Raw genomic sequence first — 24,310 nt, forward strand, 5'->3', positions numbered from 1 at the left:
CGGGGCAGAGCCCCGTTCCACCCGGCCCTAGATGACGTCGAAGGGGATGTCGCCGTCGTTGTAGTCCCGGTCGATCCCCGGGGTGTGCTGCAGGCCTCGTCCGTCGGCCGTATCCGCGCTGAGCGGCACGGTCGCGACCGCGATGACGATCGACGTCGTCGTCGTCACGAAGAAGCTGAGGCGTTGTCCGCCGTCGACGGTGACGTTGAGGAAGCCGCCGGCGGCTCGCGCAGCGCGCAGCACCTGGTCCCGCAGGTCGTCCAGGGACTCGAGGGGCCCGAGCGCGAACGTCGAACCATCCACGGTGAGGTGGACCCGCTCGATACTGTTCGGCATGGGCGCACGCTAGCCGTCGCCCATGGGATACCCCATGGGGTTGCCCCGATGAGGAGCTTGTCTCACACTTCGCTTCCACCTGTCGAGACGAACGCATCCGCGGGGGTCGGTGCGGCCGGGGTGGCATACTCCCCATATGCGACCGCTCGAAGACTCGCCACCCCGCCGCTCCCACGCACAGCTCGAAAGCTGGGTGAAGGAGTTCGAGCAGGAAGAGCACTGCATCGCCGGCTCCATCACCGTCGCTCCTCAGGAAGACGGAGACACCGACGACACCGGGCTCGTCATCCTGAGGCTGCGGAACGCGTCGACGTCGATCTTCATGAAGCCGCGCAGTTACGACGACCCGATATGGGAGTTGACTCTCACCGAGCGCCCGGATGACCTGGTGATGTCGGTGCACGACATCGCCAGCCTCGCTGCCGAATACGTCGTCGCCAGCAACCTCTGCACCTTCCTGCAGTGGAAGTCGCTGGAATGGGACCGGGAGAGCGGCCGGCGCGCGGCCTGAGCCAAGACGACAGAAGCCCCGGCGCGAGCCGGGGCTTCTCTGTGTCTTCGGTAGCGGGAGCGGGGCTTGAACCCGCGACCTCACGATTATGAGTCGTGCGCTCTCACCAACTGAGCTACCCCGCCGCACGGCATCCACTATTCAGAGGTGGACACCTTGAGCCCCGAGTCAGGATTGAACTGACGACCCCTTCCTTACCATGGAAGTGCTCTACCACTGAGCTATCGGGGCGTACCCGGATCGCTCCGGGCAACTTGAAGAGGTTATCAGACCGCGACACCCTCTCACCAATCGGGTCAGCCGCCGGTGTGCTGACGCAGCCACACGATCGGATCGATCGGCGTGGTGCCGTTCTGCAGGATCTCGACGTGGGTGTGGGCACCGAACGAGCGGCCCGTGTTGCCGGTGCGGCCGAGGAACTGACCGACCTTCACGTGCTGACCCTGGGTGACCTGCAGCGAGCCGTACTGCATGTGCCCGTACCGGCTCGAGATGAGCTGACCGTCGATCTCGTGATCGATCAGAACCGTGACGCCGAAGGCGCCGCCCTGCTCGGTCGCGATGCGGACGGTGCCGTCGGCGATCGACTGGACGGGCGAGCCCTCGCCGGGCACGAAGTCGGCACCCTCGTGCATGGTGCCGTCGCGCATGCCGAAGCCGTACGTGATGGGCACACCGACCGCGAAGGGCCACTGGATGGGCGCTGTGGGGTCGTTGACGTAGAAGTTGGACGGGTTCGTGATCCCCGAGTCGGCGGCCATCTGCGCGTAGGTGGTCGCGCTGTAGCCGTCGGAGCGGTCGACGACAGCCGCTTGCGCCGCGGCGGGCGCGACGTAGGCCTGGATGGCACCCTCGGATGCCGCGACGTCGCCGCCGACGGCGAGCCGGGTGGTGACGCTTTCGCTCGCGGTGACGCTGTCGGTGCCGTTCGCCGAGGCGAGGGCGCTGACCGGCATGGTCATGCCCACCGTCAGCAGACCCACGACGCCCATGACGCCGACGGAGAACGACGTGGCCGCGATGCGGCGCACGTTGCGGCGCGAGCCGGTCGTCGCCGCGGCCGGAAGACCCTCGGCGACGGGCTGCACGGGAGCGACCACGCGGTTCTGCTGAACGGCGGTCTCGCCGGTGAACGAAAAGAGGCGCGCGGCCGACGTGAATTCGTCGTCGACGGGGACGCCGGCGGCATCCGGGGCCTGCTCGGCGCGCGGCGCCTCAGCGGCGGGTGCATCTGAGACAGATGCCTCGGCGACCGGCGACTCGGGCGTCTCGGCACTGTCGAGGATGACCGCCCCCTGCGGGCGACGGCGCGAACGACGCGACGAGACCGGGAGGGTGATCGGGGAGGTCGGCAGCGTGACGGGCGTCGTGGCGCTGTCGCTGTCGGCGCTCTGGAGGATGACGGCGACCTCGTCGGAGGAGCGCTCGTCGACGACGGTGACCTCGAGGGCGTCGGGTTCTGCATCGGCCGAGGGCGCGGCATCCGTCTCGGGGAGCGTGGCGTCGATCGTCGCGGCGATGACCGTCTCGAGGACGGCGGCGGCCACGTTCTCGATCAGCTCGGGCTGCGCGGCGTTCTCGGCGTCGGCCGGGGCCGGGTCGCTCGCACCGTGGCGACGCATCTCGACTCGAGTCGGCCGGGTGGCGGCCTCGTGGGCAGGGGCGAGGGGGCGACGGGACCGCCGGGTGGGGGCAGGCTCAGTCGGGAAGGCTTCTGACGGCAACGCGCGAGGGCTCTCGTGTCGTGTCGCGCTCGGGCGACGGCTTCGGGCTGTGGGGCTTGGCCATTTCCGCAGGTTCGGGTTGCGGAAGATAACGAACTGGTAAACACTCTACCCCCGTCATCTGAGAATGCGATGAGCGGGAGGGGGTCACCTCTCGAAGTCGAGCAGCGGCTCGAGCCGCGAGAAGAAGTCGGGGCCGGACGCGATGACCATGCCGTTGCCCGGGCGACCGCCGGGCGCGCCGCCGACACGCCCCCCGGCCTCTTCGACCAGCAAGGCCCCGGCTGCGTGATCCCAGGGGTGGGTCCCGCTCTCGTAATAGGCGTCGACGCGACCGGCGGCGACGGATGCCAGGTCGAGCGAGGCCGCACCGATGCGACGCACGTCGCGTGCGATCGGCATGACGCGCGACAGCTGCGCGAGCGCCGGGCCGTGCGTCTCGGGGTTGTAGCCGAAGCCCGTCGCGACGAGCCCACCGGCCTCGCCCACTTCGCTGACCGAGAGGCGCTGATCTCCGAGCCAGGCTCCGCCGCCGCGCGCGGCGCGGAACAGCTCGCCCGTGATGGGGTTGAAGACGGCACCGGCGAGCGCGGTCCATGACGCGGTCTCGGCGGTGCCCTCGACGGCGGCGATGCTCACCGCCCAGGCCGGGATGCCGTAGGCGTAGTTGACGGTGCCGTCGATCGGATCGACGACCCAGGTGATGCCGCTCGTGCCGGCCTCGGCGTCGGACTCCTCGCCGAAGAACCCGTCGCCCGGACGCTCTCGAACCAGCTCCGCACGAATGAAGGCCTCGACCTCGCGATCGGCGGCGGTGACGATGTCGGCAGCGGCCGACTTCGTGGCCGCGACCGTGACTCCCTCGCGGCGGCGACGGAGAGCCAGCTCGCCGGCCTCTCGTGCGATTCGTGTGGCGATGTCGAGGAGATCCGCGGGGGAAGTCATGGCATCCACGCTACTGCGCCACCCCCTCCGCCGAAGTCGCGTCCGTGGATACCGTGAATAACATGACCGCCTCGGATGCTCGCCGGTACGACGTCGTCATCGTGGGAGGAGGGCACAACGCCCTCGTCGCCGCGGCCTACCTCGCCCGCGCCGGGCGTCGTGTGGTGGTGATCGAGCGAACGGATGCCGTGGGCGGCGCCGCCGTGTCGGAACGCCCGTGGCGCGGGGTCGACGCGCGGCTGTCGCGTTACTCCTACCTCGTCAGCCTTCTGCCGAAGAAGATCATCGACGACCTGGGCCTGCGCATCGAGCTGCGGCGACGCCGGTACTCCTCGTACACACCCGATCCGGTCGATCCGTCGCGCGGCATCCTCATCGACACCGAGGATGCCGAGGCGACGGCCGCGTCGTTCACCCGCACCCTGGGGGACACCGGCGAGGCCGAGCGGTACGCCGCGTTCGGGGAGCGTCTGGCACCCCTCGGCCGCGCGGTGTTCCCGACGATGACCGAGCCGCTCCCGACCGCCGACGAGGTGCGCGAGCGGGTCGGGGACGACGCGCTGTTCTCGTCGCTGACCGAGCGTCCGCTCGGCGATCTGCTGCGCGCGTCATTCGAGAGCGACGTGGTGCGCGGCATCGCGTTGACGGACGGGCTGATCGGTACGTTCGCGTCATCGGACGACCCCTCGCTCGCGCAGAACCGCTGCTTCCTCTATCACGTCATCGGCGGCGAGACCGGTCACTGGGACGTCCCTGTCGGAGGCATGGGCGCCGTCACGGCGGAACTCGAACGCGCCGCGCGCGAGGCCGGCGCGCAGATCGTGACGGGAGTCGAGGTCATCTCGGTCTCACCCGACGGCGACGTGCACACCATGACCGATCGATCGGAGGTGTTCCACGGGGAGCTCGTGCTCAGCGGCGTCGGGAGCGCGGTGCTCGACCGGTTACTCGCCGCGGGCGGTTCTGCGACCACCGGCGCCCCGCAGCCCGAGGGCGCGCAGGTCAAGGTCAACATGCTGCTGTCGCGACTGCCCCGACTGCGCGACACCTCCGTCACCCCCGAGGCCGCGTTCTCGGGCACCTTCCACGTCAACGAGACGATGACCCAGTTGGATGCCGCGCACGTGGCGGCATCCGCGGGACTCCTCCCCGAGCCGCTCCCCGTCGAGATCTACTGCCACTCGCTGACCGATCCGTCGATCCTCGGCGACGACCTGCGGGCGTCGGGCGCACAGACGTTGACGATGTTCGGGCTGCAGGTGCCGCATCGCCTCATCGACGACACCGATCCCGTCGCCGCGGGGGCACGGCTGCTGGCGGCAGCGCAGGCATCGTTGGACACGGTGCTGGCCGAGCCGTTGCGCGACTGCATCCTGCGTGCGCCCGACGGGCGGCTGTGCATCGAAGCCCGCACGACGACCGACCTGGAGACGTCGCTGAACATGGTCGGCGGCGACATCTTCCACGGCGCACTGTCGTGGCCGTGGCTGTCTTCACCGGCGCACTCCCCCGCGGAGCGGTGGGGCGTGGCGACACCGCACTCGCGCGTGCTGCTGTGCGGGTCGAGCGCGCAGCGGGGCGGGGCGGTCAGCGGTATCGGGGGGCAGAACGCGGCGATGGCTGCGCTGGAGATGCTGCAGCCGTAGAGCGGGCTCGGGGCGGTGGCGAACCCGCCGGTGGCGCCACCTCCTCGGATCGCGAGTCGGCAGTGCACCTCTGGGAACTCAGCTCTGATGCCCGCGGACCACGGAGACTCTGGTGGAAGTCACCAGAGGAGCCTCCCACCGCACCGCTGTGCGGGCACACCGTCCGCGTTACGCCTCATCCCCGCCCGACATCGACCCCGTGGGACCACCGATACCGACGTGCGCACGCAGAACGGCGAGCATCCCCTCGATCGCTTCCACGAGCACGACGGTCGATGGCGCGGCGTACCCGAAAACGATGCCCGCCGGAAGCGACGAGGCGGCGCCCTCCCAGATGTACGAGGCCAGAGGCGCCACCCGGATGCCGCGCTCGGCGAGATCCGCGACGATCGCGCGCTCGGCATCCTTACCCCTCCCGGGGAGCAACGCCACCGCATGCAGGCCACCGTCCGTGGCCGCCAGGTCGACGCCCGGCACGCCCGAGAAAGCCTCGAGCAGGAGGCGACGACGGTGGCGATACTCGCGCCGCCGCCGCGCCGTGTGCCGTGCGAGCGAACCCTCGGCGAGGTACAGCGCGAGCGCATGCTGCTGCACGAGCGAGACCGGGAGATCGAGATCGCCGCGCGCCGCGCGCATCCGCTCACCCACCTCGCCGGTCGCGACGAGCCACCCGCAACGGACTGCAGGTGTGAGGGTCTTCGACAGACTGCCGATCAAGACGACCCGCGCGGGATCGATCATGTGCAGCGGGGGAAGGGGCGCCCGGCCGTGAGGGAACTCGCTGTCGTAATCGTCCTCGATGACGACGACGTCCTCGCGGTCGGCCCAGGCGAGCAGACGGGCGCGCGCCTCGGCATCCAATCGACTTCCGAGCGGGTAGTGATGGTGGGGCGTGACGATGAACGCATCGAGATCGCGCTGACGCTCGACCGCGTCGAGGTCGAGACCCGCGCCGAGACGCACGGCAACGGGGACGGCCTCGATCCCGAGCCGACGGAGGATCCGGTGCACGCGCGGATACCCCGGGTTCTCGATGCCGACCCGCAACCTCGTCCGGCCGCCGCGCGGCGACATGGTGAGCAGCGCCAGGAGCATCGCGTCGCTGGTGCCGGCGGTGACGACGACGTCGGATGCCGCCACATCGAGCCCACGCGCACGACCGAGGTACCCGGCGATCTCCGCCCTCAGGGCCGGTGCGCCCGCGGTGTCGGAGACGTCCGCATCCGGGTCTCCCGCCGTCGCCCGCCGCCACGCGGATCGCCACGCCGCATCGGCGAGACCCGTCGTGCCGGGCCGCCCCGGACGCAGATCCACGAGCGGCGACTCCTCCACTGCGCCGATGCCGGCCCGCGCGCGCGGTGACGGTGAACGCGCCGTGACCTCGGCGACGACGGTCGCACCCCCCGGTCGGGACACCAGATACCCTTCGCCCGCGAGGATCTCGTACGCGGCGACAACGGTGCCGCGAGCGACTCCGAGGTCGGCGGCGAGCGCGCGCGTCGACGGCACCGCTTCTCCCCCACCCACGCGTCCCGCGAGCACCGCCGCCCGCAGTCCGTGGGCGAGTTGCTCGTGCAGCGGCACGGTCGAGCGACGATCCAGGATGCCGAGGGAGATCACGCATGAAGTCTGCCACTGGTCCACAAGAACGCGCGAGAAGTGGACTACGTCATGGTCCAGCAGATCGGGTGCAATCGGGTCATGACCGACGTACCCGTCACTGGACAGCCCCTGACCGACTCGCCGAACCCGCAAGCGCGTCACGCCGACGTCGCTCGGCCCGACCGCCCCCACGCCGATCCGTCTCCCACCGACCTGCCGCTCACCGACCGGCCCGTCCCCGACCTGCCCCTCACCGCTCTCACTCGCGTCCGCCACGGCGCGCACCACCAGCGCACGGATCGCGCCGCGCTGTACGACGTGATCGACGGCGCGCTGTCGGGAACGCTCGCCATCGTCCGCGACGACCGGCCCGTGGCCCTGCCGATCGGCATCGGCCGCGACGGTGACGACGTGCTCCTTCACGGCTCGACCGGTAGCGATTTCTTCCGTCGCGTCGCCGCGGGCGCCCCGGTCTGCCTGACGGTGACGCACCTGCTGGGCCTGAAGTACGCCCGGTCGCTCTTCGACAGCTCGATGCGCTACCGGTGCGCCGTCGTGCACGGGGTCGCATCCGTCGTCCCCCCGGAGCAGAAGGATGCCGCGCTCCTCGCGCTGTCGGAGCACCTCATGCCCGGGCGGAGCGAAGACGTGCGCCCGATGACCGCGCGCGAGATCGCGGCGACCATGGTCCTGCGCCTGCCGCTCGCCGAGGCGAGCGTCAAGGACAACGCGGGCTCCCTCGTGGAGGTCGACGACGACGGCGAGGACCGCGGGGTGTGGGCGGGCATGCTGCCGCTGCGGATCGTCGCGGGCGCGCCGGTGACCTCGCCGCAGACCGACCCGAGCACTTCCGTGCCGGATTCGGTGCGCCGGGCCGCACAGCGTGTCGCCGCGTCGGGAACGGCCTGACCGACCCTGCCCGGCCGAAGACGACGCAGCAACGACGACGACGACGAGACACCGACGGGCGGGGCCACCCCGAACGAACAGCCCCGCCCGCCACGGTGGTCACCGCGCGACGAGCGGGGGAACCTCGTAGCGACGAGGAGTGCCGAAGCGGTGCGCCGTGATCGACACGGCCTGCTCACGCAGGAACGGCAACAGCTCGACGTGCCCCGCACGGGTGACCGCGCCCGAGTAGACGGCGAGCGAGGGCGAGCCTCCGGTGGCCTCGGCCACCGCGGCCGGTGAGCCGCCGAGCAGCCGGACGCGTCCGCCCGTGCGGGCGATGCGCGCGGCGCGGCGACCCCAGCCGGCGGCGTCCTCGACAGCGGCACGCACGCCGACGCCCTCGAGCCACGCGCGTACCGCGGGCGTCAGTTCGCGCGCAGTGCTGACCGTCACCGGCGACCCCGCCCGCACACCCGCCGCGGTCACCCGCACCAGCGCCGTCTCCGACGCGTCCTCGAGCCGCACGGTCACGGGCACGGCGGCGTAGCGCAGCACGTTCTGCTCCGACTCGAGCCCCGTCACGTCACGGGCGAGCGAGAATTCCGACGTCCACGCGGCAGCGTCGCTGGAGAGGGCCGCTGCCAGCCACTCGCGGTCGCTCGCAGGCACGGCGGCCAGCGCCGGTGCGGCGAAGGCGTCGGTGAACCGCGGCGCCGAAGTCTCGGCATCCGTCCACGTCCCGAACCCGAAGAGGTAGTGCGGGCCGCCGGCCTTCGTCCCCGCCCCCACTGCGGATTTCTTCCAGCCGCCGAACGGCTGGCGCTGCACGATGGCACCCGTGGTGCCGCGGTTGACGTAGACGTTGCCCGCCTCGATACGCGCGAGCCACGTGTCGATCTCCACCGCGTCGAGCGCGTGCAGGCCCGAGGTGAGGCCGTACTCGATGGCGTTGACGATGTCGATCGCCTCATCCAGGGTCTCGGCAGTCATGATGCCGAGCACGGGTCCGAAGTACTCGGTGCGGTGGAACTCGCTCCCCGGCTGCACGCCCTCGCGGATGCCGGGACGCCACAGCATCCCGTCGTCATCGAGGCGGCGAGGCTCGACGACCCAGCGCTGGCCGGGCTCGAGCGAGGTGAGGGCCTTGAGAAGCTTGCCCTGGGCCGGCTCGATCAGCGGACCGACACGGGAGGCCTCGTCCCACGGCATCCCGACTTCGAGGGAGGTGACCGCGTCGACGAGCTGGTCGCGGAAGCGACGCGAGCGTGCGACCGAGCCGACGAGCACGACGAGGGATGCCGCCGAGCACTTCTGGCCCGCGTGGCCGAAGGCCGACATCGCGACGTCCTTCGCCGCGAGGTCGAGGTCGGCGCTGGGGGTGACGATCACGGCGTTCTTGCCGCTCGTCTCGGCGAGCAGCGGCAGATCGGGGCGGAAGGAGCGGAACAGCTCGGCGGTCTCGTACGCCCCGGTCAACACGACCCGTTCGACGGCGGGGTGGGTGAGCAGCTGACGACCGAGGTCGTTCTCGGACACCTGCACGAGCCTGAGCACCTCGCGGGGCACGCCCGCCTCCCAGAGCGCCTCGACCATCACGGCGCCGGAGCGCTCGGCGAGGCCCGCGGGCTTGATGACCACCGCGGACCCTGCGGCGAGCGCGGCGAGGGTCGAGCCGGCGGGGATCGCGACGGGGAAATTCCAGGGAGGAGTGACCACCGTCACCCCGACGGGCGTGAAGGTCGCGCCGTCGACGTCGTCGAGCGCGCGCGCCTGCTCGGCGTAGTAGTGGGCGAAGTCGATCGCCTCCGACACCTCGGGGTCGCTCTGCTCGATGACCTTGCCGCACTCGGCACCCATGACCTCGAGCAGATCGGCTCGACGGGCCTCGAGCGCGTCGCCCGCGCGATGGAGGATCTCAGCGCGCTTCGCAGCCCCCAGCTCCCGCCAACTCACGGCCGCCGTCGCGGCATCCTGGATCAGCGCGTTCAGGGCGCCTTCGTCGGTCACGGTGTGCGCGGCGATGCTCGCGCGACCGAGTTCCGAGCGCTCCATCCGCGCCACGATCGCGCGCGCCCAGTCGCGGTTGGCCGCGATCGCCGGGTCGGAGTCGGGTGTGTTGCGGAACGCATGCGTGGGCGCGGGCTCTGCCGCGGCCGTGCGATCCTGCACGCGGTGGGAGGTCGGAACACCCTCGGGCATGTCGGCGAGGGATGCCAGGAAGCGGTCGCGCTCGCGGGCGAACAGCGCCGCGTGGGTGTCGAGGTCGAACACCGCCGACATGAAGTTCTCGCTCGACGCGCCTTCTTCGAGGCGGCGGATGAGGTACGCGATCGCGACGTCGAACTCCTGCGGGTGCACGACCGGGGTGTACAGCAGGATCGCGCCGACGGTCCGACGCACGACGGCCTGCTGGGCGGTCGCCATGCCGAGCAGCATCTCGACCTCGACGCCGGGCGTGCCCGTCGACGAGGTGACTCCGCGCCGTTCCGCGAGCAGCCACGCGAGGGCGACGTCGAACAGGTTGTGGCCGGCGACGCCGATCCGCACGTTCGCGGTGCGCTCGGGCCGCAGCGCGTAGTCGAGCACCGCCTTGTATGACGCGTCGGTCGCCTGCTTCGACGGCCACGTGGCCAGCGGCCAGTCGTGGACGTCGGCATCCACCCGTTCCATCGGAAGGTTCGCGCCCTTGACGACGCGCACCTTGATGGGCGCACCCCCGGATGCCACGCGCCGGGCGGTCCACTTCTGCAGGCGGACCATCGCGGCGAGGGCGTCGGGAAGGTAGGCCTGCAGCACGATGCCGGCCTCGACGCCGTGGAACTCGGGCTCGCCGAGCAGCGTCTCGAAGACGGCGAGGGTGAGGTCGAGGTCTTTGAACTCCTCCATGTCGAGGTTCAGAAACGTGCCGGTCTCCTTGGCCACCCGGTAGAGCGGGCGAAGGGCCGCGACGGCGTCGGCGACGGCGGCGTCGAAGGCCCACGGCGTGTGCGGCGCGACGGTGGACGACACCTTGATCGAGACGTAGTCCACGTCGGCGCGCGCGAGCAGCTTGCGCGTTCCGGCGAGCCTGCGCGCGGCCTCCCTCTTGCCGAGGATCGCCTCACCGAGCAGGTTCACGTTGAGACGGATGCCGTCTCCTCGGCCGCGGATCGAGGTGATGGCGTCGCCGAGCTTGCGGTCGCTGGCGTCGACGATGAGGTGGCGCACCATCGAGCGCAGCGCCGTGCGGGCGGCGGGCACGACGACTCGCGGGAGGATCGGCGCGGCGAAGGCGCCGAGACGGATCGCAGCTTTCAGGTGCAGCGGCAGGAAGCCGGGGATGAGGGGGGTGAGGGCGGCGAGATTGCGCGCGGCGACTCGCACGTCGTCAGGGCGCACGACACCGTCGACGAACCCCACCGTGAAGTCGAGGCCGTGCGGGTCGCGCAGCACCCCGGCCAGGCGCTCGGCGGAGACGTCGACCGGCTCTTCCCTGCTTTCGGCGAGCCAGCGGCGCACGAGGGCGATGGCCTCGTCGGCCAGCGCGGCGGGCGCGACCAGCTCGGCGGGCGAAATCTGCTCGTCGGGCGTGACATGCCCGGCGGGGGTGACATGCCCGGCGGGGGTGGTGCCGGAGGCGACGGGAGATGCGTCAGTGAGCGACATGGCGATCCTTCCTCGGATGCCCTCAGCATGCGGCCCGCGTCCCGTCAGGAAAAGCGATGATTGATGACGGGTTTTGTTCGACAGGACCGAAGGGATGCCATGTTCGACCTCCGCCGTCTGCGCCTGCTGCACGAACTGTCAATGCGCGGCACCCTGGCCGCCGTCGCCGATGCTCTCTCGTACAGTCCGTCGACGATCTCGCAGCAGCTCTCGTTGCTCGAACGTGAAGCCGGCGTGCCTCTTCTCGAGCCCGACGGCCGGCGCCTCCGGTTGACCGCTCAGGGCGCGGCCCTCGCCGCGCACGCCGCGCGAATGCTCGACGCCGACGAGGCGGCGCGCGCCGAGCTCGAACGCCTCCGCCCCTCGCTCGCGCCGGTGCGCGTCGCGGTGATGCAGTCCGCCGCACACGGCCTGCTCCCCCGTGCCCTCGACGCCCTCGCCGAGAGCGAGCCGCTGCTGCGCATCGAGGTGGCCGAACTCGCCCCGGAAGAGGGGCTGTTCGAGGTCGCGGCGCGCGGCTTCGACCTCGCCGTCGCCGAGCAGTACCCCGGTCATACGCGCGAGCACCGCGACGGCATCGAGCGGAGCCTGCTGGGGCGGGATGCCATCCACCTCGCCGTCGCGCACGGCGATCCCGCCGAGACCCTCGCCGATCTCCGCGATCGCGCATGGGTGATGGAACCCGTGGGCACCGCCGCCCGACAATGGGCGACCCAGCAGTGCCGGGCCGCGGGCTTCGAACCCGACGTGCGCTTCGAGATGGCCGACCTGACCGCGCACGTGCGCCTCGTGGCATCCGGTCACGCGGTCGGAATGATCCCCGACCTCGTCTTCGCCGGGGGCACTCCACCGGTGCGGCTGGTCGATCTTCCGGGTGAACCGCGCCGCGAGGTGTTCACCGCGGTGCGCCGCGGAACGGCCGACCGCCCCGGTGTACGCGCGGTGCGCGCGGCACTGCAGGTGGCGTACGACCGGGGCGGTCGGTGAGCGGGGGATCTTACTTGGTGAGCGCGATCTCGTTCGGAGTCTGCTCCAGCGTCGCGCTCTTCACGACCTCGCCGGTGGTCAGATCGACCGCGTGCACGGCGTTCTTCGTCGGCTCCGTGACGTAGGCGATGTCGCCCGACACCTTGATCGCGGGGTGGGCGTCCTGCCACTCGACCGGGCCCTCCCAGGCGTCGATCACGGGGAACGCCTCGGTGAAGGCACCCGACTCGAGGTCGAACACGTGGATGGCGCCGTCGGAGGCGAGGATGTAGCCGAGGTCCTCGGGGCCGCGGGCCAGGTCGCGGAAGGTGTACTCGGCCCCCGCCGGCATGTCGACGATGGTCTGCGTCTTCGCCGCGGTGTCCACCACCGAGACGCGGTGCAGCAAGTAGCCCTCCGCGTCGCGGTCGTCCTTGTAGTCGCCGAGCACCAGCGGGCTGGTCTCACTGACGAACATGTTGCCCGAGCGGCCGTACGGCTGGTCGGGGGCCTCGACCTTGGTGATCACGCCGTCGTCGTAGATGAGGGCGCCGTTGTCGCAGCCGAAGACGACGACCTCGTTCTTCGCGGTGCCCTCGCCGTGCACGCCGGGGCAGGTCGCGTTCTCGGCGACGGTCGCACCCGAAGCGTCCTTGACGACGATCCCCGTGCGGCCGTTCGCGTTGCCGACGGTCGTGACGAACGAGCCGTCCTCGAGCACGATCGACACACCGTGGTGCGCCTCGGCGCCGGGGATGGTCTCGACCGCGGGGAGCTCGTCGGTGGATGCCAGCAGGGCGTCGGTGTCGAAAATGGTGGAGTCGCTCGTGCCGTCGGCGTACAGCACCGTCTTGCCGCCGTGCGTGACGACATGGCCGGGCTTGGCGGCCGCGAACACGAGGTCGGTGAGCTGCGGCTCCACGCCGGAGGTGCCGGCATCCAGGACCTGGAAACCCTCGCTCGTGGTGACTATGACATGGCGGCCGTCGCCGGCGGAGTTCAGGCGGGTGAACTCCTCCGACGTGAAGTCGCCGAGGGTCTCGAGGCTCTGACCGTCCAGCACGACCACCCCGCCGGGGTACGACAGGGCGACGCGGGTGCCGGTGTCGGCCGCGGTGGTGGCGGGGGCGCTGGAGGCGGGAGCGGCCGAGCCGGTTCCGGCGCCGCCGGCACAGGCCGAGAGGCCGACCGTGGCCCCGACCGCGAGGGCGAGCAGGCCCGCGCGGCGGAGGCGATCCGCGCGGAGGGAGGAACTGCGCATGTGATTCTCTTTCTGGGTGAGGACCCGCGGCGGTGCGAGGGTCCGGGCGATGACGCGGCGACGGGGTGCGCCGTGTCGGGGCTCTGACGTCGGGCTCAGGGAGCCAGACCGGAACGGATGCGCTCGGTGTTGACGCGCATCATGGCGAGGTAGTCGGGCGCTCCGCCGTCGGCGTCGGTGAGCGACTCGGTGAACAGCTCGGCCACCGCGACCTGCCGGTCGGCCTCATCGGCGAGCGCCCGCACGAGGCGGTCGGGCGACGACGACTCCGCGAAGATGGTCGGCACACCGGCCCGATCGATCGCCGACACGAGGTCGGCGAGGTCGCTCGTGCTGGGAGCGGCGAGGGTCGTGCCACCGGGGATGACAGCCCCCACCAGACGGAAGTCGAAACGGTCGGCGAGGTAGCCGAAGACGTGGTGGTTGGTCACGAGCGCGCGCCGCTCCGTCGGGATCGCGGCGAAGGCGGCGGTCATCTCGGCATCCAGATCGGTGAGTTCCGCACGGTACGCGGCGGCGTGATCGGCGACAGCGGCACCGCCCACTCCCTCGAGAATCGGCGTGAGGGCGTCGACGACGGCGATCATCTGTGCGGGATCCGTCCAGAAGTGCGGATCGTCGGCACCTCCGGCGTCGGTCGAGGTGTACGGAAGCACGGTGACGGCGGCCCCCGCGACGAAGGTGGGGACCCCCTCGGATGCCGCGGCATCGAGGTGCTGCTGCAGTCCCTCCTCGAGGCCGATGCCGTTGGCCACCAGCAGGTCGGCGGAGCGCATGCGGGCGGCCTCGGCGGCGGAGATCTCGAACGAGTGCGGGTCGGCGCCGGGACGCATGAGCGTCATCACCTCGACGTCGTCGCCGACGAGGTTCGACACGACGTCGCCCAGGATGTTCGTCGTCACCACGACGAGCGGGCGATCGGATGCCACGCCGCCCGCGCAGCCGGTGAGGGCGAGCACGGCGGCCGTGAGCGCGACGGCCAGGAATTTCTTCATGTCAGCGCCCCGTTTCGGCGACGAAGAGCGGTGTGCGCTCGGGCGTGAACTCGCGGGCGATGCGTGCGCCGTCGGCGAAGTCGAGTTCCCACATGCGGCCCTCGGCGGGTCCGCTGAGGTAGGCGCGCTGCTGGTCGGCGATGAGACTGACCGGCTGTCCCTGGGCCAGGCTCGCGCTCACGAGCGGAGCGGATGCCGCTCGCAGCGCACCGGTCCCGCCGTCGAGCACCAGCATTCGACCGTCGGCGGTGAGGGCGAGCAGGTTCGCGTCCTTGTCGTCGACCGCCGTGACCTGCACGACCGGCTCGGCCGTCGGCAGAAGCGTCCACGATCGCTCTCGCGTGTCGAGCATCCACACCCCGACCCCCTCGGCGACCGCTGCGACCGTCGGCCGCCCCTCGCGATTCGCGAACGCGGTGGCGCGCGGCGCGGTCGCGCCTACGGGGTACGGGATGCGCTCGACGACGGGCTGCTCGTCGGCGACGGTGATGAGGAGGGCGGAGTCCTGGCATCCGATCACCGCACCGACGCGGGTGGTGATGGTGCCGGCGGGGTCCGCGCAGGCGGCGGCCTCGCCGACCGCGGTGCCGTCGGTCGCGTGCAGCGTCACCTCGCCACCCGCAGCCACCGCGGCGAACGAGCCCGCGGGCACGACCAGCCCCGCGCCGGGAACGTTCTGCAGCCGGAACGTCTCGACGATCTCCCCCGTCGACAGCGCCTCGGTGTCGAGAAGAACGGCCTCACCCGATCCGGGGAAGAAGAGCCCCGTGCCGCCGGTGGTCGATGAGTTCGACGTCGCCGCGGCCGCGATCCCCTCACCCTCGACGTCGCCGAGGATGCGCGCCTCGGCGCGGTAGTAGTGGAAGTGGTCGACGTGATCCCAGGTCCACACCCCGCTGTCGATGACCGAGACCCCGGACTCGTCGGCCGCGAACAGGTAGCGCCCCTCCGAATGCATCGAGAGCGGAGCGCGCACGGCGCCGAGATCGGCCGTGGTCTCCTCGAGCAGGTCGAGGTGCGACACGTGTCCCTCACCATCGATCGAGGTGAGGCCGACGGCGGGTTCGGCGAGCTCCGCGGCGCCGGCGATCTCACCGTGGGTGTCGGCCGAGGGGTCGGTGGGCATGTCGCCGGCGGGAGACGCGGGAGCGGCGCAACCGGCGAGAGCGACGAGGAGCAGCGCCCCCAGCGGAGCGAGCCGCCGAGGGGAAGCGGGATGGGGCATGAGGACTTTCCAGGTCAGGCGGGAAGAAGGACAGGGGATGCCGTGCGGCCACGCACGGCGTCGCGACCGGCGCGAAGGGCCCACGAGACGCCCGCCGCGCCGATGGCGCTGGCCGCGATCGTGGCGCCGGCGGCGGTGGCGGCGTGCCAGGAGATGAGGAGTCCCGCCGCGACCGCCGCGGCGCCGATGGCGGCGGCGAGCACCATGGTGGTTGGGATGCGGTGCGTCCACTGGCGCGCGGCGACCGCGGGGGCGACCAGCAGTCCGACCACCAGCAGGGATCCGACCGCCTGGTACGACGCGACGACGGCGAGGGTGACGAGACCGACCAGCACCGTCTGCGCGACGCGCGGACCGAGACCCAGCACGCGTGCGACACGCTCGTCGACCGCGAGTGCGACGAGCGAGCGGTGCGCCGTCACGGCCGCGGTGAGGCCGACGACCACGGCGACGGCGAGGACGAAGAGGTCCCCGACTCCGATGGCCAGGATGTCGCCGAACAGGATGGCCGTGGCATCCGTCGCGAAGCTCCCGGCGTGCGAGATGACGATGACGCCGAGCGCGAGCATGCCGACGAACAGCAGGCCGATGCTCGTGTCGTACGACAGCTTCGCGCGCCGTTGCAGCGCCCCGATGCCGAGACTCATGGCCACGGCGCTCACCGCGGCTCCGAGCAGCACCGGCAGTCCCATCACGGTCGCGAGGGCGACGCCGGGGAGCATTCCGTGCGCCAGCGCCTCGCCCAGGAACGCCATGCCCCGCACGATCACCCACGTGCCGGCGATCGCGCACAGGATCGCCACGAGAACGCCGCCGAGGAGCGCGCGCTGCACGAACTCGAGCGAGAAGGGATCGGAGAGCCAGGTCACGATGCCCGACCGTAGCGAGAATGAGAATGATTCTCAAACTCGTATGATGGATGCCATGCCCCCCTCAGCCATCGTCGCGCGCGCCCTCCAAGTCGATCTCGGCGGCACCCTCGCCCTCGACGGCGTCGACATCGACATCACCGCGGGGTCGCTGACGGTCATCGTCGGCCCGAACGGCGCGGGAAAGTCGACACTGCTGGAGGTGCTCGCCGGTGCACGAGAACCGTCGTCCGGCTCCGTCGACGCGGGCGGGCGCTCCCGCGCCTTCGTGCCGCAACGTGCGGCCGTGTCGGAACACCTGCCCCTCACCGTGCGCGACATCGTGGCGGTCGGCGCGTGGGGGCGCACCGGAGCCCTCCGTCGCCTCGACGCATCCGACCGTGTCGCGATCGACACGGCGATGCGGCGACTCGACATCGCCCCCCTGGCGCGGCTCCCGTTCGGCTCGCTGTCAGGTGGTCAGCGTCAGCGCGCGCTCCTCGCGCAGGGACTCGCCCGGAGGGCCGGCATCCTGCTTCTCGACGAACCCACGACGGGCCTCGATGCGGCGAGCGCGGAGCGCAATCGAGACGCGATCGCCCACGAACTCGCCCGCGGTGCCACCGTCGTGTGCGTCAGCCATGACGATCGATTGATCTCCGACGCAGGTCACGTGGTGGAACTGGACGCGGGGCGCGTGCGCACAGCGCACGCTTCACTCGACGGCGTCAGAGCCGCACGCGCACCCGTTCGGTGACGCGCACGAGGATCTCGGCGGCGGCGCGGGCGACTTCGGCGGGTTCGGCGCTCACGGCCGACTCCACCTCGCGCGGGAAGCGGCGGAGCGCCGCCCACGGCTCCGTGTCGAGATCGACCTCGAGGTGGATGTGGTTCACACGCCGGTCGTCGGCGTCGAGCTCGCGCCGCAGAAGCCCGCGCCCGATGAGGCGGTCGACGAGCGTGGTCACGCCGGCAGCGGTGACTCCCAGGCGTCCCCGCAGATCGGAGGGACGGATGCCGGGCTCGTCTGCGATGTGCGACATCGCTGCCGCCTCGAGCTCACTGACCGACAGATCGCGGCGGGCCTTGGCGACGGCCTCATCACGAGCAGTCACGTAATCGTCGAGTGCGGTCATCAACGCCGAGGTGTGCGACAACGTCATCCCTCTCCTCAGCGTGGTCCGGCCGACCACTACCCCCACCATAGTGAAGAAAGTGAATATTTCATGAAAATAATTAAGTTGGTGAAATACGTGCTAGTTTAATTTTTAGCCGACCCCCCATTCACGACCGAAGGAGACACCATGGCCACTCTGTTCTACGGTTCCGACGTAGCGCCTATCTCGCTTCCGGACCGCCTGATGGGATACATCAAGGTGATCGCCTCGACGAAGCTCCGCCGCGGCGAATCGTTCACCTTCACCTGGACCGGCACCGCGGGTGAGCCCGGACGCTCCACCATCTGGCTCCAGCCGGCGATCCCCCTCCGTTTCGTCTTCGAGTCTCCCGAGCCGGAGCAGCTCGTCGGCGACTACCTGCGCGCCCTGGCCGACCAGGCCAACGCCGCGTCGGGTCTCGTCATCGACGTGCGCACGTGGGAGTCCGCCGAAGAGGCGGCGCACGCTCCGGCGCACGCCGCTCGCGCTGCCGGACGCCCGGTCCGCGCCGCCTGAGCGCGGCCACCACGCTCGCGCGGTCGCACCGCGTGAGCTCGATTTTGGCCTCGGTCCAATCTCCTCCGTCATAATGTGAGGGGACGCGTGATATTCACGCGCATGGATCGGAGAGAGCCGTGCCGGTACGAAGCCTTCTGAACAAGGACCTCCTCGAGGACTGGCTGGCTCAGTTTCGCGGTCTCGGCTACCTGACCGGCAGCGACATCCGACTCCTCGGGCAGGAAGACGAGACGGATCCCGACTCGGGCCTGATCGTCGTCGATCTCAGCGGCGCGAAGACCGTCACCTACCTGCAGCCCATCTCCGGAGGGGGCGGCGCCTGGAAGGCGACGATGGAGGCGCGCGACGCCACCATCGAGCTCGACACGGTCGAGCTGGTCAACCTCGGGAACGAGCTCACCGTTCTCGCCGCGTTGGTGTCGTTCCTCGAGGTGAGGTCGAAGGCGTTGCTCGCCGGCGTCTGAGCAACCGCAGACGCCACGAGAAAGGGCACCCGATCGGGTGCCCTTTTCTGATGGTGGCGAGTGAGGGATTCGAACCCCCGAATGCAATGCAGTCTGATTTACAGTCAGATCCCTTTGGCCGCTTGGGTAACTCGCCAGGTGCGCACCCGCCCGGCTTTCGCAGTCGACCAGAGGCGCGATAGACCACTCTACTATCCCCGCAGGGATGCGTCGAACCACGGTGGCGATCCGCTCAGCGGGAGACCTCGGCGGAATCCAGTACGCGGCTCACGAACTCCTCGGTGCGGCGCTTCGTGCCGTCGATCTTGCGGTCCACGCTCGCGCGGATCTCGCTCGGCGCCAGCGGAGCGGCCAGGCGCACCGTCTCGTGGCACGACATGTCGGCGCAGATGTAGGTGCCGATGGTGTCGCCGTGCTCCCCGGCATCCCCCGCTCGGCGGGCCGTGAACAGCGACACCTGATCGCCCGGCTGCATCGTGTGGCACAGGTTGCACATCGCCGACCGCGCGCGGGACTGCCCCTCGGCGGCTCGCAGCACGACGCCGGTGGGCACTCCCTGATGCTCGGTCACGATGTAGCCGCGACCGCGGGTACGCGGGTCGCGCCAGGCGAGGAAGTCGAGGTGATCCCAATCGGCCAGCACGAAGTCGTGGGGCAGGGCGATGATCCGCAGCTCGTCGGGGGTGGCGTTGACGAACGCGTCCCTGACCTCGTTCTCGGTGAGTGCGCGCATGGCATCCGAGTCTACGAGCGCGACGGGGCGTTGGCGCGGGCCCGGCTCACTTCTCCACGGTCACCCAGGCGCGTTCGGTCCCCTCCGCCACGGTGAGCACGACCTGCACGGTGCCCCCGGCGCCGGCGACGTACGTGTTGGCCTGCGTCGCGGCCGAGTCGCACCGGAAGGTTCCGCTGGTGAGGTCGGCGCCGTCGCCGTCGGGCGTCGAGTCGCGGAGGATGTAGCGCATCCACTCGCCGCCCTCGCACTGGCCACTCACCGTCAAGGCATCATCCGCCTCGAATGCGTCGGACAGCACGGTGTCGGTGGTGTTGACCCCGTCGACGACCTCGAACACCGCTCGAGCGATCTCGCCCGGCGCCGATGTGGGCACCGCGTAGGGGATCGGTGTCTGCGTCGGCTCCGCGGACGCGGGCGCCGACGAGGGTGGCGCAGGTTCGGCGGTCGGCGTGCAGCCCGCGACGACCACGAGGGCGGCGCCGGCGACGGTCAGGGCGATGGACTTTCTCCACGTAGCCATCCATCGACGTTAGACAAGAGCGCGCGGGGTGTCGAGGTCGTCACTCTCTCGGCGAACACGGCACGCCGTCCGTAGGACGGACGCGAGAGCCCCGGTACCTTTGAGGGATGGCTGATTCTTCGTTCGACATCGTGTCCAAGATCGACCGGCAGGAAGCCGACAACGCGCTCAACCAGGCCCACAAAGAGGTCGAGCAGCGCTACGACTTCAAGGGGACCGACGCCTCCATCGCCTGGAGCGGCGAGTCCATCGTCATCAAGGCCAACTCCGAAGAGCGGGCCAATGCCGTCCTCGATGTCCTCCAGACCAAGCTGATCAAACGTGGCATCTCGCTGAAGAGCCTCGACAGTGGCGAGCCGACGCAGAGCGGCAAGGAGTACCGCATCACCTCCACGCTGAAGGAGGGGATCTCGCAGGATGACGCGAAGAAGATCGGCAAGATCATCCGCGACGAGGGCCCCAAGGGCGTGAAGTCGCAGATCCAGGGCGACGAGCTGCGCGTGCAGTCGAAGTCGCGCGACGACCTGCAGGAGGTGCAGCGCCTTCTCAAGGCCGCCGACCTCGACGTCGACCTGCAGTTCACGAACTACCGCTGAGCGACGGCGGGAGGATGCCGTGGCTGTCCGCGTCGATCTGAACATCTCGCTCGACGGGGTGGCGATGCCCTCCGACCCCACCCCCGAGAACCCGATGGGCGAGGACTGGGGTCGGCTCGTCGCCGACTACATGGCGACGAAGACGTTCCGCGAGCGGGTCTTCGGCGACACCTCCGGCGCCGGCACGACCGGCGTCGACGACCGTTACGCGGCGGCGTACTTCGACAATGTCGGCGCCGAGGTCATGGGCGCGGCGATGTTCGGCCTGCATTCCTTCCCCGACGACACCGACTGGCGCGGATGGTGGGGCGACGAGCCGCCGTTCCAGGTACCCGTCATCGTGCTCACCCATCGCCAGCGCGAGCCGATCGCCTTCGCCAACGGCACGCGCTTCGAGTTCTCGTCCGAGAGCATCACGGATGCCGTGACCCGGGCGCACGAGCTCGCCGGCGGCGCCGACGTCCGGGTGGGCGGCGGGCTGTCCACCGTCCGTTCCGCACTGGAAGCCGACCTCGTCGACCGGCTTCACGTCGCCGTCCGACCCGTCATCCTCGGTCGCGGGGGCCGACTGTGGGACGACCTTCGTGGCCTCGACGAGCGCTTCACCGTCACGTCCGAAGTGGCGGAGAGCGGCGTCGTCCACGTCACGTTCGCGCGATGAGCACGCCGTCCGATCCGCTCACCTGCCCGACGTGCGGCGATCCCCTGCGCTTCGAGATCCTCGACGACGAGCGTTTCCTCGTGGCGTGGTCGTGCGTGAACTGCGGGCTGATCCGCACGACAGAACCGGTTTGACCGGACGTCAGTTGATGATCTCGGCGTTCTCGTCCCGCATCTCCGTCAGCCTCTCCCGCCATGCGGCGAGCGCCTCGGGGGTGAGCCTGGTCCAGTCGTCGCGCTCCGCGACGATCCGGAGCGGCATGACAGAACGGAAGGACCGCGTCGGGTTGCCCGGGAACTTCTTGTCGGTGACGTTGGAGTCGTTCTCGAACGGCCCCGTCGGCTCGACCTCGTAGACGCGCGGCGGCCCGTCACCCGTGATGATCTCGGCTGCGAGGCCCGCTCCGTCGAGGAGGGCGGTGAAGTAGATGTGATTCATCACGATCTCGGGCCGATAGTTCGAGCGAAAGCCGGGCGTCAAGAGGTCGCCGACGCGCAGCGCTGCCCTCGACCCGTGGAAGAACGGTCCCGGATCGAGGATCTCGTCTCCGTACGGGATCATGCCTCGGCTCCGCGCAGCGCGGCATCCGTCCACTCCACGCACGTGACCTCGCCGCGCGCGACGGCCTCTTCGCGCTGGCGCAGTTCGACGCGGCGGATCTTGCCCGAGATCGTCTTGGGAAGCTCGAAGAACTCCACGCGGCGAACCCGCTGGTACGGCGCGAGGCGCTCGCGCGCGAACCGCAGGATGTCGAGCGCGATCTCCTCGCCGGCCTCCCGTCCACCGGCCAGGACGATGTAGGCCTTGGGCACGGCCAGACGCAGGTCGTCGGGCGCGGGAACGACGGCCGCCTCGACCACCGCGGGGTGCTCGATGAGCACGCTCTCGAGCTCGAAGGGGCTGATCTTGTAGTCCGAAGCTTTGAAGACGTCGTCGGTGCGGCCGATGTAGGTGATGCTCCCGGTCACGTCGCGGCGGGCGACGTCGCCGGTGTGGAACAGGCCGTCGGCGAACGCCTCGGCGTTGCGGGCGGCGTCGCCCACGTAACCGGTCATGAGATTGAGCGGACGATCGGTGAGGTCGAGGCAGATCTCACCCTCGTCGGCGAACTCCCCGGTGACGGGGTCGACGAGCACCACCGGGCATCCCGGCAGGGGCCGACCCATCGAGCCCGGAACGAGCGAGGCCCCGGGAGTGTTCGCGACGACCGCGGTCATCTCGGTCTGCCCGTACCCGTCGCGGATGTCGAGGCCCCACGCCCGCTGCACCGTCGCGATCACCTCGGGGTTCAGCGGCTCCCCCGCCGACACGACTTCGCGCAGCGCTCCGCGTCGACCGGTCAGATCGGCCTGGATCAGCATCCGCCAGACCGTCGGCGGCGCGCAGAAGGTCGTCACGCGGTCGGCCTCGAGTTCAGCCAGCAGCCGTTCCGCGGAGAACCGCGAGTAGTTCAGCGCGAGCACGGTCGCCCCCGCGATCCACGGCGCAAAGAACAGACTCCACGCGTGCTTCGCCCACCCGGGTGAGCTGATGGCGAGGTGCACGTCGCCGGGCTGAAGCCCCAGCCAGTACATCGTGCTGAGGTGGCCCACCGGGTACGACGCGTGCGTGTGCTCGACGAGCTTCGGCTTCGACGTGGTGCCCGAGGTGAAGTACAGGAGGAGGCGATCGTCGGCGGAGGTTCCCGGATGCCGGGCGGGCTCGGCATCCATCTCGAAGGCGTCGTCGTAGGTCGCCCAACCCGGGTGCGTTCCCCCGACGACGATGCGGCCCAGCCCCTCGGGCAGGTCGTCGAACTTGTCGGCATCCGTCGCTCCGACGATGACGTGCCGGATCGCCGCGCGCTCGATGCGGTCGCCGAGGTCGGTGGTGCCGAGTGCGGTGGTGGTCGGAGCGATCACGCCGCCGATCTTCATGATCGCGAGCATCGCCTCCCACAGCTCCACCTGGTTGGCGAGCATGAGCAGCACGGTCTCGCCGCGGCGCACACCCTGGGATGCCAACCACGTGGCGACCTGGTCGGAGCGACGTGCGAGCTCGTCGAAGGTGCGCTGGTGATGGGTGCCGTCGTCGTCGACGACGATCAATGCGGTCGCGTCGTTGCCGCGCGCCATCGGATCGAACCAGTCGATCGCCCAATTGAATGGCCCCTCGAACTGCGGCCAGGTGAATCCCGCGGCCCGGTCGGGATCGGTGCGCGCGGCGAGCAGTTCGTCGCGCGCGGCCCGGTAGCGCTCGGTGGCGGACGCGTCGGTGGGGATCATGGGGCTCCTTCGCTCTCGTCCACGCTAGCCCTCCGCTCCGGCTACGGACCCGAACCTCAACCCCGAACGGAGCCCTGCCGCCCCAGGCTCAGTCGCGGAGGTGCTGCGCGAGGTCGGCGATCTCGTCGAGGTGCACGCGCATGGCCGCCTCCGCGGCATCCGGGTTCGCCGCCCGCAGGGCACGAAGGATACGGGCGTGCCCCTCGTGCGAGAGGCGGCGACCGCTGGCGGCGACGTGCGAGAAGAGCCGCGCCTCGAGCGTCCACGACACCGTGAGCTCGCTCAGCGAGGCGAGCAGCGGGTTGCGCGTGGCCGATGCGACGCCGGCGTGGAACGCGATGTCGAGCTGCACCGAACGCTCGCCGTCGAGGACGGTGCTCGACTCGGCCACGACCGCCGCGAGGGCGTCGAGCTCCGCGGCGTCGATGCGGGTCGCGGCGAGACGGGCGATCTGCGGCTCGACAACGGTTCGGAACTCGGATGCCGCGGCGATCGACGTCGGATCATCGTCCCGCCACGAGGCCAGCGCGGTGGAGATCGGTACCCGAGCGCTCACCCGTGTGCCGCTGCCCTGGCGCCGTTCGACGAGGCCGGCCGACTCCAGTCGCAACAGCGCCTCGCGCACGGCGGACCGGGAGACGATCAGTTGCTCGGCGAGCTCGCGTTCGGTCGCCAGCCTGTCCCCGGGTTTCAGCACTCCCGCCAGGATCAGGGCGCGCAGCCGCGCCACGATCTCCTCGTGCACCGATCCGCCCTGCCGCTCCAGCGGCGCCAGCGTCGCGTGATCGCTCATCGACC

The 24,310-nt window shown here is 70.6% G+C and carries 25 protein-coding genes and 3 tRNA genes; 10 read left to right on the forward strand and 18 right to left on the reverse strand.

What is annotated here, in order from left to right; translation table 11 throughout:
- Positions 1-27 precede the first annotated feature (27 nt).
- Complete coding sequence (locus ACXKZF_RS12740; RefSeq protein ID WP_488984426.1) at positions 28-336, reverse strand: hypothetical protein; 309 nt, start codon at positions 334-336, stop codon at positions 28-30.
- Positions 337-472: 136 nt separating this feature from the next.
- Between ACXKZF_RS12740 and ACXKZF_RS12745 the strand changes: the two genes are divergently transcribed.
- Positions 473-847 (forward strand): hypothetical protein, encoded by a 375-nt coding sequence (locus ACXKZF_RS12745; RefSeq protein ID WP_488984427.1) that lies wholly within the window; start codon positions 473-475, stop codon positions 845-847.
- A gap of 51 nt (positions 848-898) precedes the next feature.
- Here the strand turns inward: ACXKZF_RS12745 and ACXKZF_RS12750 are convergent.
- From ACXKZF_RS12750 to ACXKZF_RS12765, 4 genes are all read right to left on the reverse strand, one after another.
- Positions 899-972: transfer RNA gene (locus tag ACXKZF_RS12750), tRNA-Met, on the reverse strand.
- Between the two features lie 34 nt (positions 973-1,006).
- Positions 1,007-1,078 (reverse strand) — tRNA-Thr (locus ACXKZF_RS12755).
- Positions 1,079-1,143: 65 nt separating this feature from the next.
- A complete protein-coding gene (locus ACXKZF_RS12760; RefSeq protein WP_488984428.1) occupies positions 1,144-2,469 on the reverse strand; it encodes a M23 family metallopeptidase in 1,326 nt (441 codons plus the stop codon).
- Positions 2,470-2,718: 249 nt separating this feature from the next.
- Positions 2,719-3,516: an inositol monophosphatase family protein gene (locus ACXKZF_RS12765; protein WP_055955937.1), complete on the reverse strand. Its 798-nt coding sequence runs from the start codon at positions 3,514-3,516 to the stop codon at positions 2,719-2,721.
- A gap of 62 nt (positions 3,517-3,578) precedes the next feature.
- On the opposite strand from ACXKZF_RS12765, the gene ACXKZF_RS12770 reads away from it, so the two are divergent.
- Complete coding sequence (locus ACXKZF_RS12770) at positions 3,579-5,162, forward strand: phytoene desaturase family protein (RefSeq protein ID WP_488984429.1); 1,584 nt, start codon at positions 3,579-3,581, stop codon at positions 5,160-5,162.
- A gap of 168 nt (positions 5,163-5,330) precedes the next feature.
- Here the strand turns inward: ACXKZF_RS12770 and pdxR are convergent, their stop codons facing one another.
- Positions 5,331-6,782, reverse strand: a complete 1,452-nt coding sequence (gene pdxR / locus ACXKZF_RS12775) for a MocR-like pyridoxine biosynthesis transcription factor PdxR (protein WP_488984430.1) — start codon at positions 6,780-6,782, stop codon at positions 5,331-5,333.
- Positions 6,783-6,863: 81 nt separating this feature from the next.
- Here pdxR and ACXKZF_RS12780 point away from each other — a divergent pair, with 81 nt between their 5' ends.
- Positions 6,864-7,673, forward strand: a complete 810-nt coding sequence (locus ACXKZF_RS12780; protein WP_488984431.1) for a pyridoxamine 5'-phosphate oxidase family protein — start codon at positions 6,864-6,866, stop codon at positions 7,671-7,673.
- 99 nt (positions 7,674-7,772) lie between these two features.
- Here ACXKZF_RS12780 and ACXKZF_RS12785 read toward each other — a convergent pair whose 3' ends face one another.
- The gene (locus ACXKZF_RS12785; protein WP_488984432.1) at positions 7,773-11,300 is read right to left on the reverse strand and encodes a bifunctional proline dehydrogenase/L-glutamate gamma-semialdehyde dehydrogenase; all 3,528 of its coding nucleotides are present in this window, start codon (positions 11,298-11,300) and stop codon (positions 7,773-7,775) included.
- 99 nt (positions 11,301-11,399) lie between these two features.
- Between ACXKZF_RS12785 and ACXKZF_RS12790 the strand changes: the two genes are divergently transcribed.
- Positions 11,400-12,287 (forward strand): LysR family transcriptional regulator, encoded by an 888-nt coding sequence (locus ACXKZF_RS12790; protein ID WP_055955921.1) that lies wholly within the window; start codon positions 11,400-11,402, stop codon positions 12,285-12,287.
- A gap of 10 nt (positions 12,288-12,297) precedes the next feature.
- On the opposite strand, the gene aztD is transcribed toward ACXKZF_RS12790, so the two are convergent.
- The 4 genes from aztD to aztB form a co-directional block, all read right to left on the reverse strand.
- The gene (gene aztD, locus ACXKZF_RS12795) at positions 12,298-13,527 is read right to left on the reverse strand and encodes a zinc metallochaperone AztD (protein WP_488984433.1); all 1,230 of its coding nucleotides are present in this window, start codon (positions 13,525-13,527) and stop codon (positions 12,298-12,300) included.
- A gap of 95 nt (positions 13,528-13,622) precedes the next feature.
- Positions 13,623-14,522 carry a zinc ABC transporter substrate-binding protein AztC gene (gene aztC / locus ACXKZF_RS12800; RefSeq protein WP_488984434.1) on the reverse strand — a complete coding sequence of 300 codons (900 nt, stop codon included), beginning with the start codon at positions 14,520-14,522 and terminating at the stop codon, positions 13,623-13,625.
- Between the two features lies 1 nt (position 14,523).
- Entirely contained in the window at positions 14,524-15,747 is a 1,224-nt protein-coding gene (locus tag ACXKZF_RS12805; RefSeq protein ID WP_488984435.1) for an ABC transporter, read from the reverse strand.
- 14 nt (positions 15,748-15,761) lie between these two features.
- Positions 15,762-16,616 (reverse strand): zinc ABC transporter permease AztB, encoded by an 855-nt coding sequence (gene aztB / locus ACXKZF_RS12810; RefSeq protein WP_243223864.1) that lies wholly within the window; start codon positions 16,614-16,616, stop codon positions 15,762-15,764.
- Positions 16,617-16,671: 55 nt separating this feature from the next.
- On the opposite strand from aztB, the gene aztA reads away from it, so the two are divergent.
- Positions 16,672-17,352 (forward strand): zinc ABC transporter ATP-binding protein AztA, encoded by a 681-nt coding sequence (gene aztA, locus ACXKZF_RS12815; protein ID WP_488984436.1) that lies wholly within the window; start codon positions 16,672-16,674, stop codon positions 17,350-17,352.
- Here the strand turns inward: aztA and ACXKZF_RS12820 are convergent.
- The gene (locus ACXKZF_RS12820) at positions 17,324-17,758 is read right to left on the reverse strand and encodes a MarR family winged helix-turn-helix transcriptional regulator (RefSeq protein ID WP_488984437.1); all 435 of its coding nucleotides are present in this window, start codon (positions 17,756-17,758) and stop codon (positions 17,324-17,326) included. The two genes, aztA and ACXKZF_RS12820, sit on opposite strands and share 29 nt — an antisense overlap.
- 141 nt (positions 17,759-17,899) lie before the next feature.
- Here ACXKZF_RS12820 and ACXKZF_RS12825 point away from each other — a divergent pair, with 141 nt between their 5' ends.
- On the forward strand, positions 17,900-18,268 hold the full coding sequence (locus ACXKZF_RS12825) for a DUF7882 family protein (protein WP_488984438.1): 369 nt from the start codon (positions 17,900-17,902) through the stop codon (positions 18,266-18,268).
- A 119-nt stretch (positions 18,269-18,387) separates the two neighbouring features.
- Entirely contained in the window at positions 18,388-18,735 is a 348-nt protein-coding gene (locus tag ACXKZF_RS12830) for a hypothetical protein (protein ID WP_488984439.1), read from the forward strand.
- Between the two features lie 51 nt (positions 18,736-18,786).
- Here the strand turns inward: ACXKZF_RS12830 and ACXKZF_RS12835 are convergent.
- The 3 genes from ACXKZF_RS12835 to ACXKZF_RS12845 form a co-directional block, all read right to left on the reverse strand.
- Positions 18,787-18,871, reverse strand: a tRNA-Tyr gene (locus ACXKZF_RS12835).
- A gap of 96 nt (positions 18,872-18,967) precedes the next feature.
- Positions 18,968-19,468: an FBP domain-containing protein gene (locus tag ACXKZF_RS12840; RefSeq protein WP_488984440.1), complete on the reverse strand. Its 501-nt coding sequence runs from the start codon at positions 19,466-19,468 to the stop codon at positions 18,968-18,970.
- A 46-nt stretch (positions 19,469-19,514) separates the two neighbouring features.
- Positions 19,515-19,991: a hypothetical protein gene (locus ACXKZF_RS12845; RefSeq protein WP_488984441.1), complete on the reverse strand. Its 477-nt coding sequence runs from the start codon at positions 19,989-19,991 to the stop codon at positions 19,515-19,517.
- 107 nt (positions 19,992-20,098) lie between these two features.
- Between ACXKZF_RS12845 and ACXKZF_RS12850 the strand changes: the two genes are divergently transcribed.
- From ACXKZF_RS12850 to ACXKZF_RS12860, 3 genes are read left to right on the forward strand one after another with little or no spacing between them, the layout of a single operon-like run.
- Entirely contained in the window at positions 20,099-20,587 is a 489-nt protein-coding gene (locus tag ACXKZF_RS12850; protein WP_488984442.1) for a YajQ family cyclic di-GMP-binding protein, read from the forward strand.
- 19 nt (positions 20,588-20,606) lie between these two features.
- Positions 20,607-21,248 carry a dihydrofolate reductase family protein gene (locus ACXKZF_RS12855; RefSeq protein WP_488984443.1) on the forward strand — a complete coding sequence of 214 codons (642 nt, stop codon included), beginning with the start codon at positions 20,607-20,609 and terminating at the stop codon, positions 21,246-21,248.
- A complete protein-coding gene (locus ACXKZF_RS12860; protein WP_488984444.1) occupies positions 21,245-21,382 on the forward strand; it encodes a hypothetical protein in 138 nt (45 codons plus the stop codon). Before ACXKZF_RS12855 ends, ACXKZF_RS12860 begins: the two co-directional genes overlap by 4 nt.
- 7 nt (positions 21,383-21,389) lie before the next feature.
- Here the strand turns inward: ACXKZF_RS12860 and arr are convergent, their stop codons facing one another.
- The 3 genes from arr to ACXKZF_RS12875 all read right to left on the reverse strand — a co-directional run bounded on the left by arr (position 21,390) and on the right by ACXKZF_RS12875 (position 24,305).
- Positions 21,390-21,809, reverse strand: coding sequence for an NAD(+)--rifampin ADP-ribosyltransferase (gene arr, locus ACXKZF_RS12865; protein WP_488984445.1), 420 nt, complete (start codon positions 21,807-21,809; stop codon positions 21,390-21,392).
- Positions 21,806-23,512, reverse strand: coding sequence for an AMP-binding protein (locus tag ACXKZF_RS12870; protein ID WP_488984446.1), 1,707 nt, complete (start codon positions 23,510-23,512; stop codon positions 21,806-21,808). The genes arr and ACXKZF_RS12870 overlap by 4 nt, the downstream gene beginning before the upstream one ends.
- Positions 23,513-23,600: 88 nt before the next feature.
- Positions 23,601-24,305, reverse strand: coding sequence for a FadR/GntR family transcriptional regulator (locus tag ACXKZF_RS12875; RefSeq protein WP_488984447.1), 705 nt, complete (start codon positions 24,303-24,305; stop codon positions 23,601-23,603).
- Between the last annotated feature and the right edge of the window lie 5 nt (positions 24,306-24,310).

This window comes from Microbacterium sp. ABR10 (assembly GCF_057812175.1).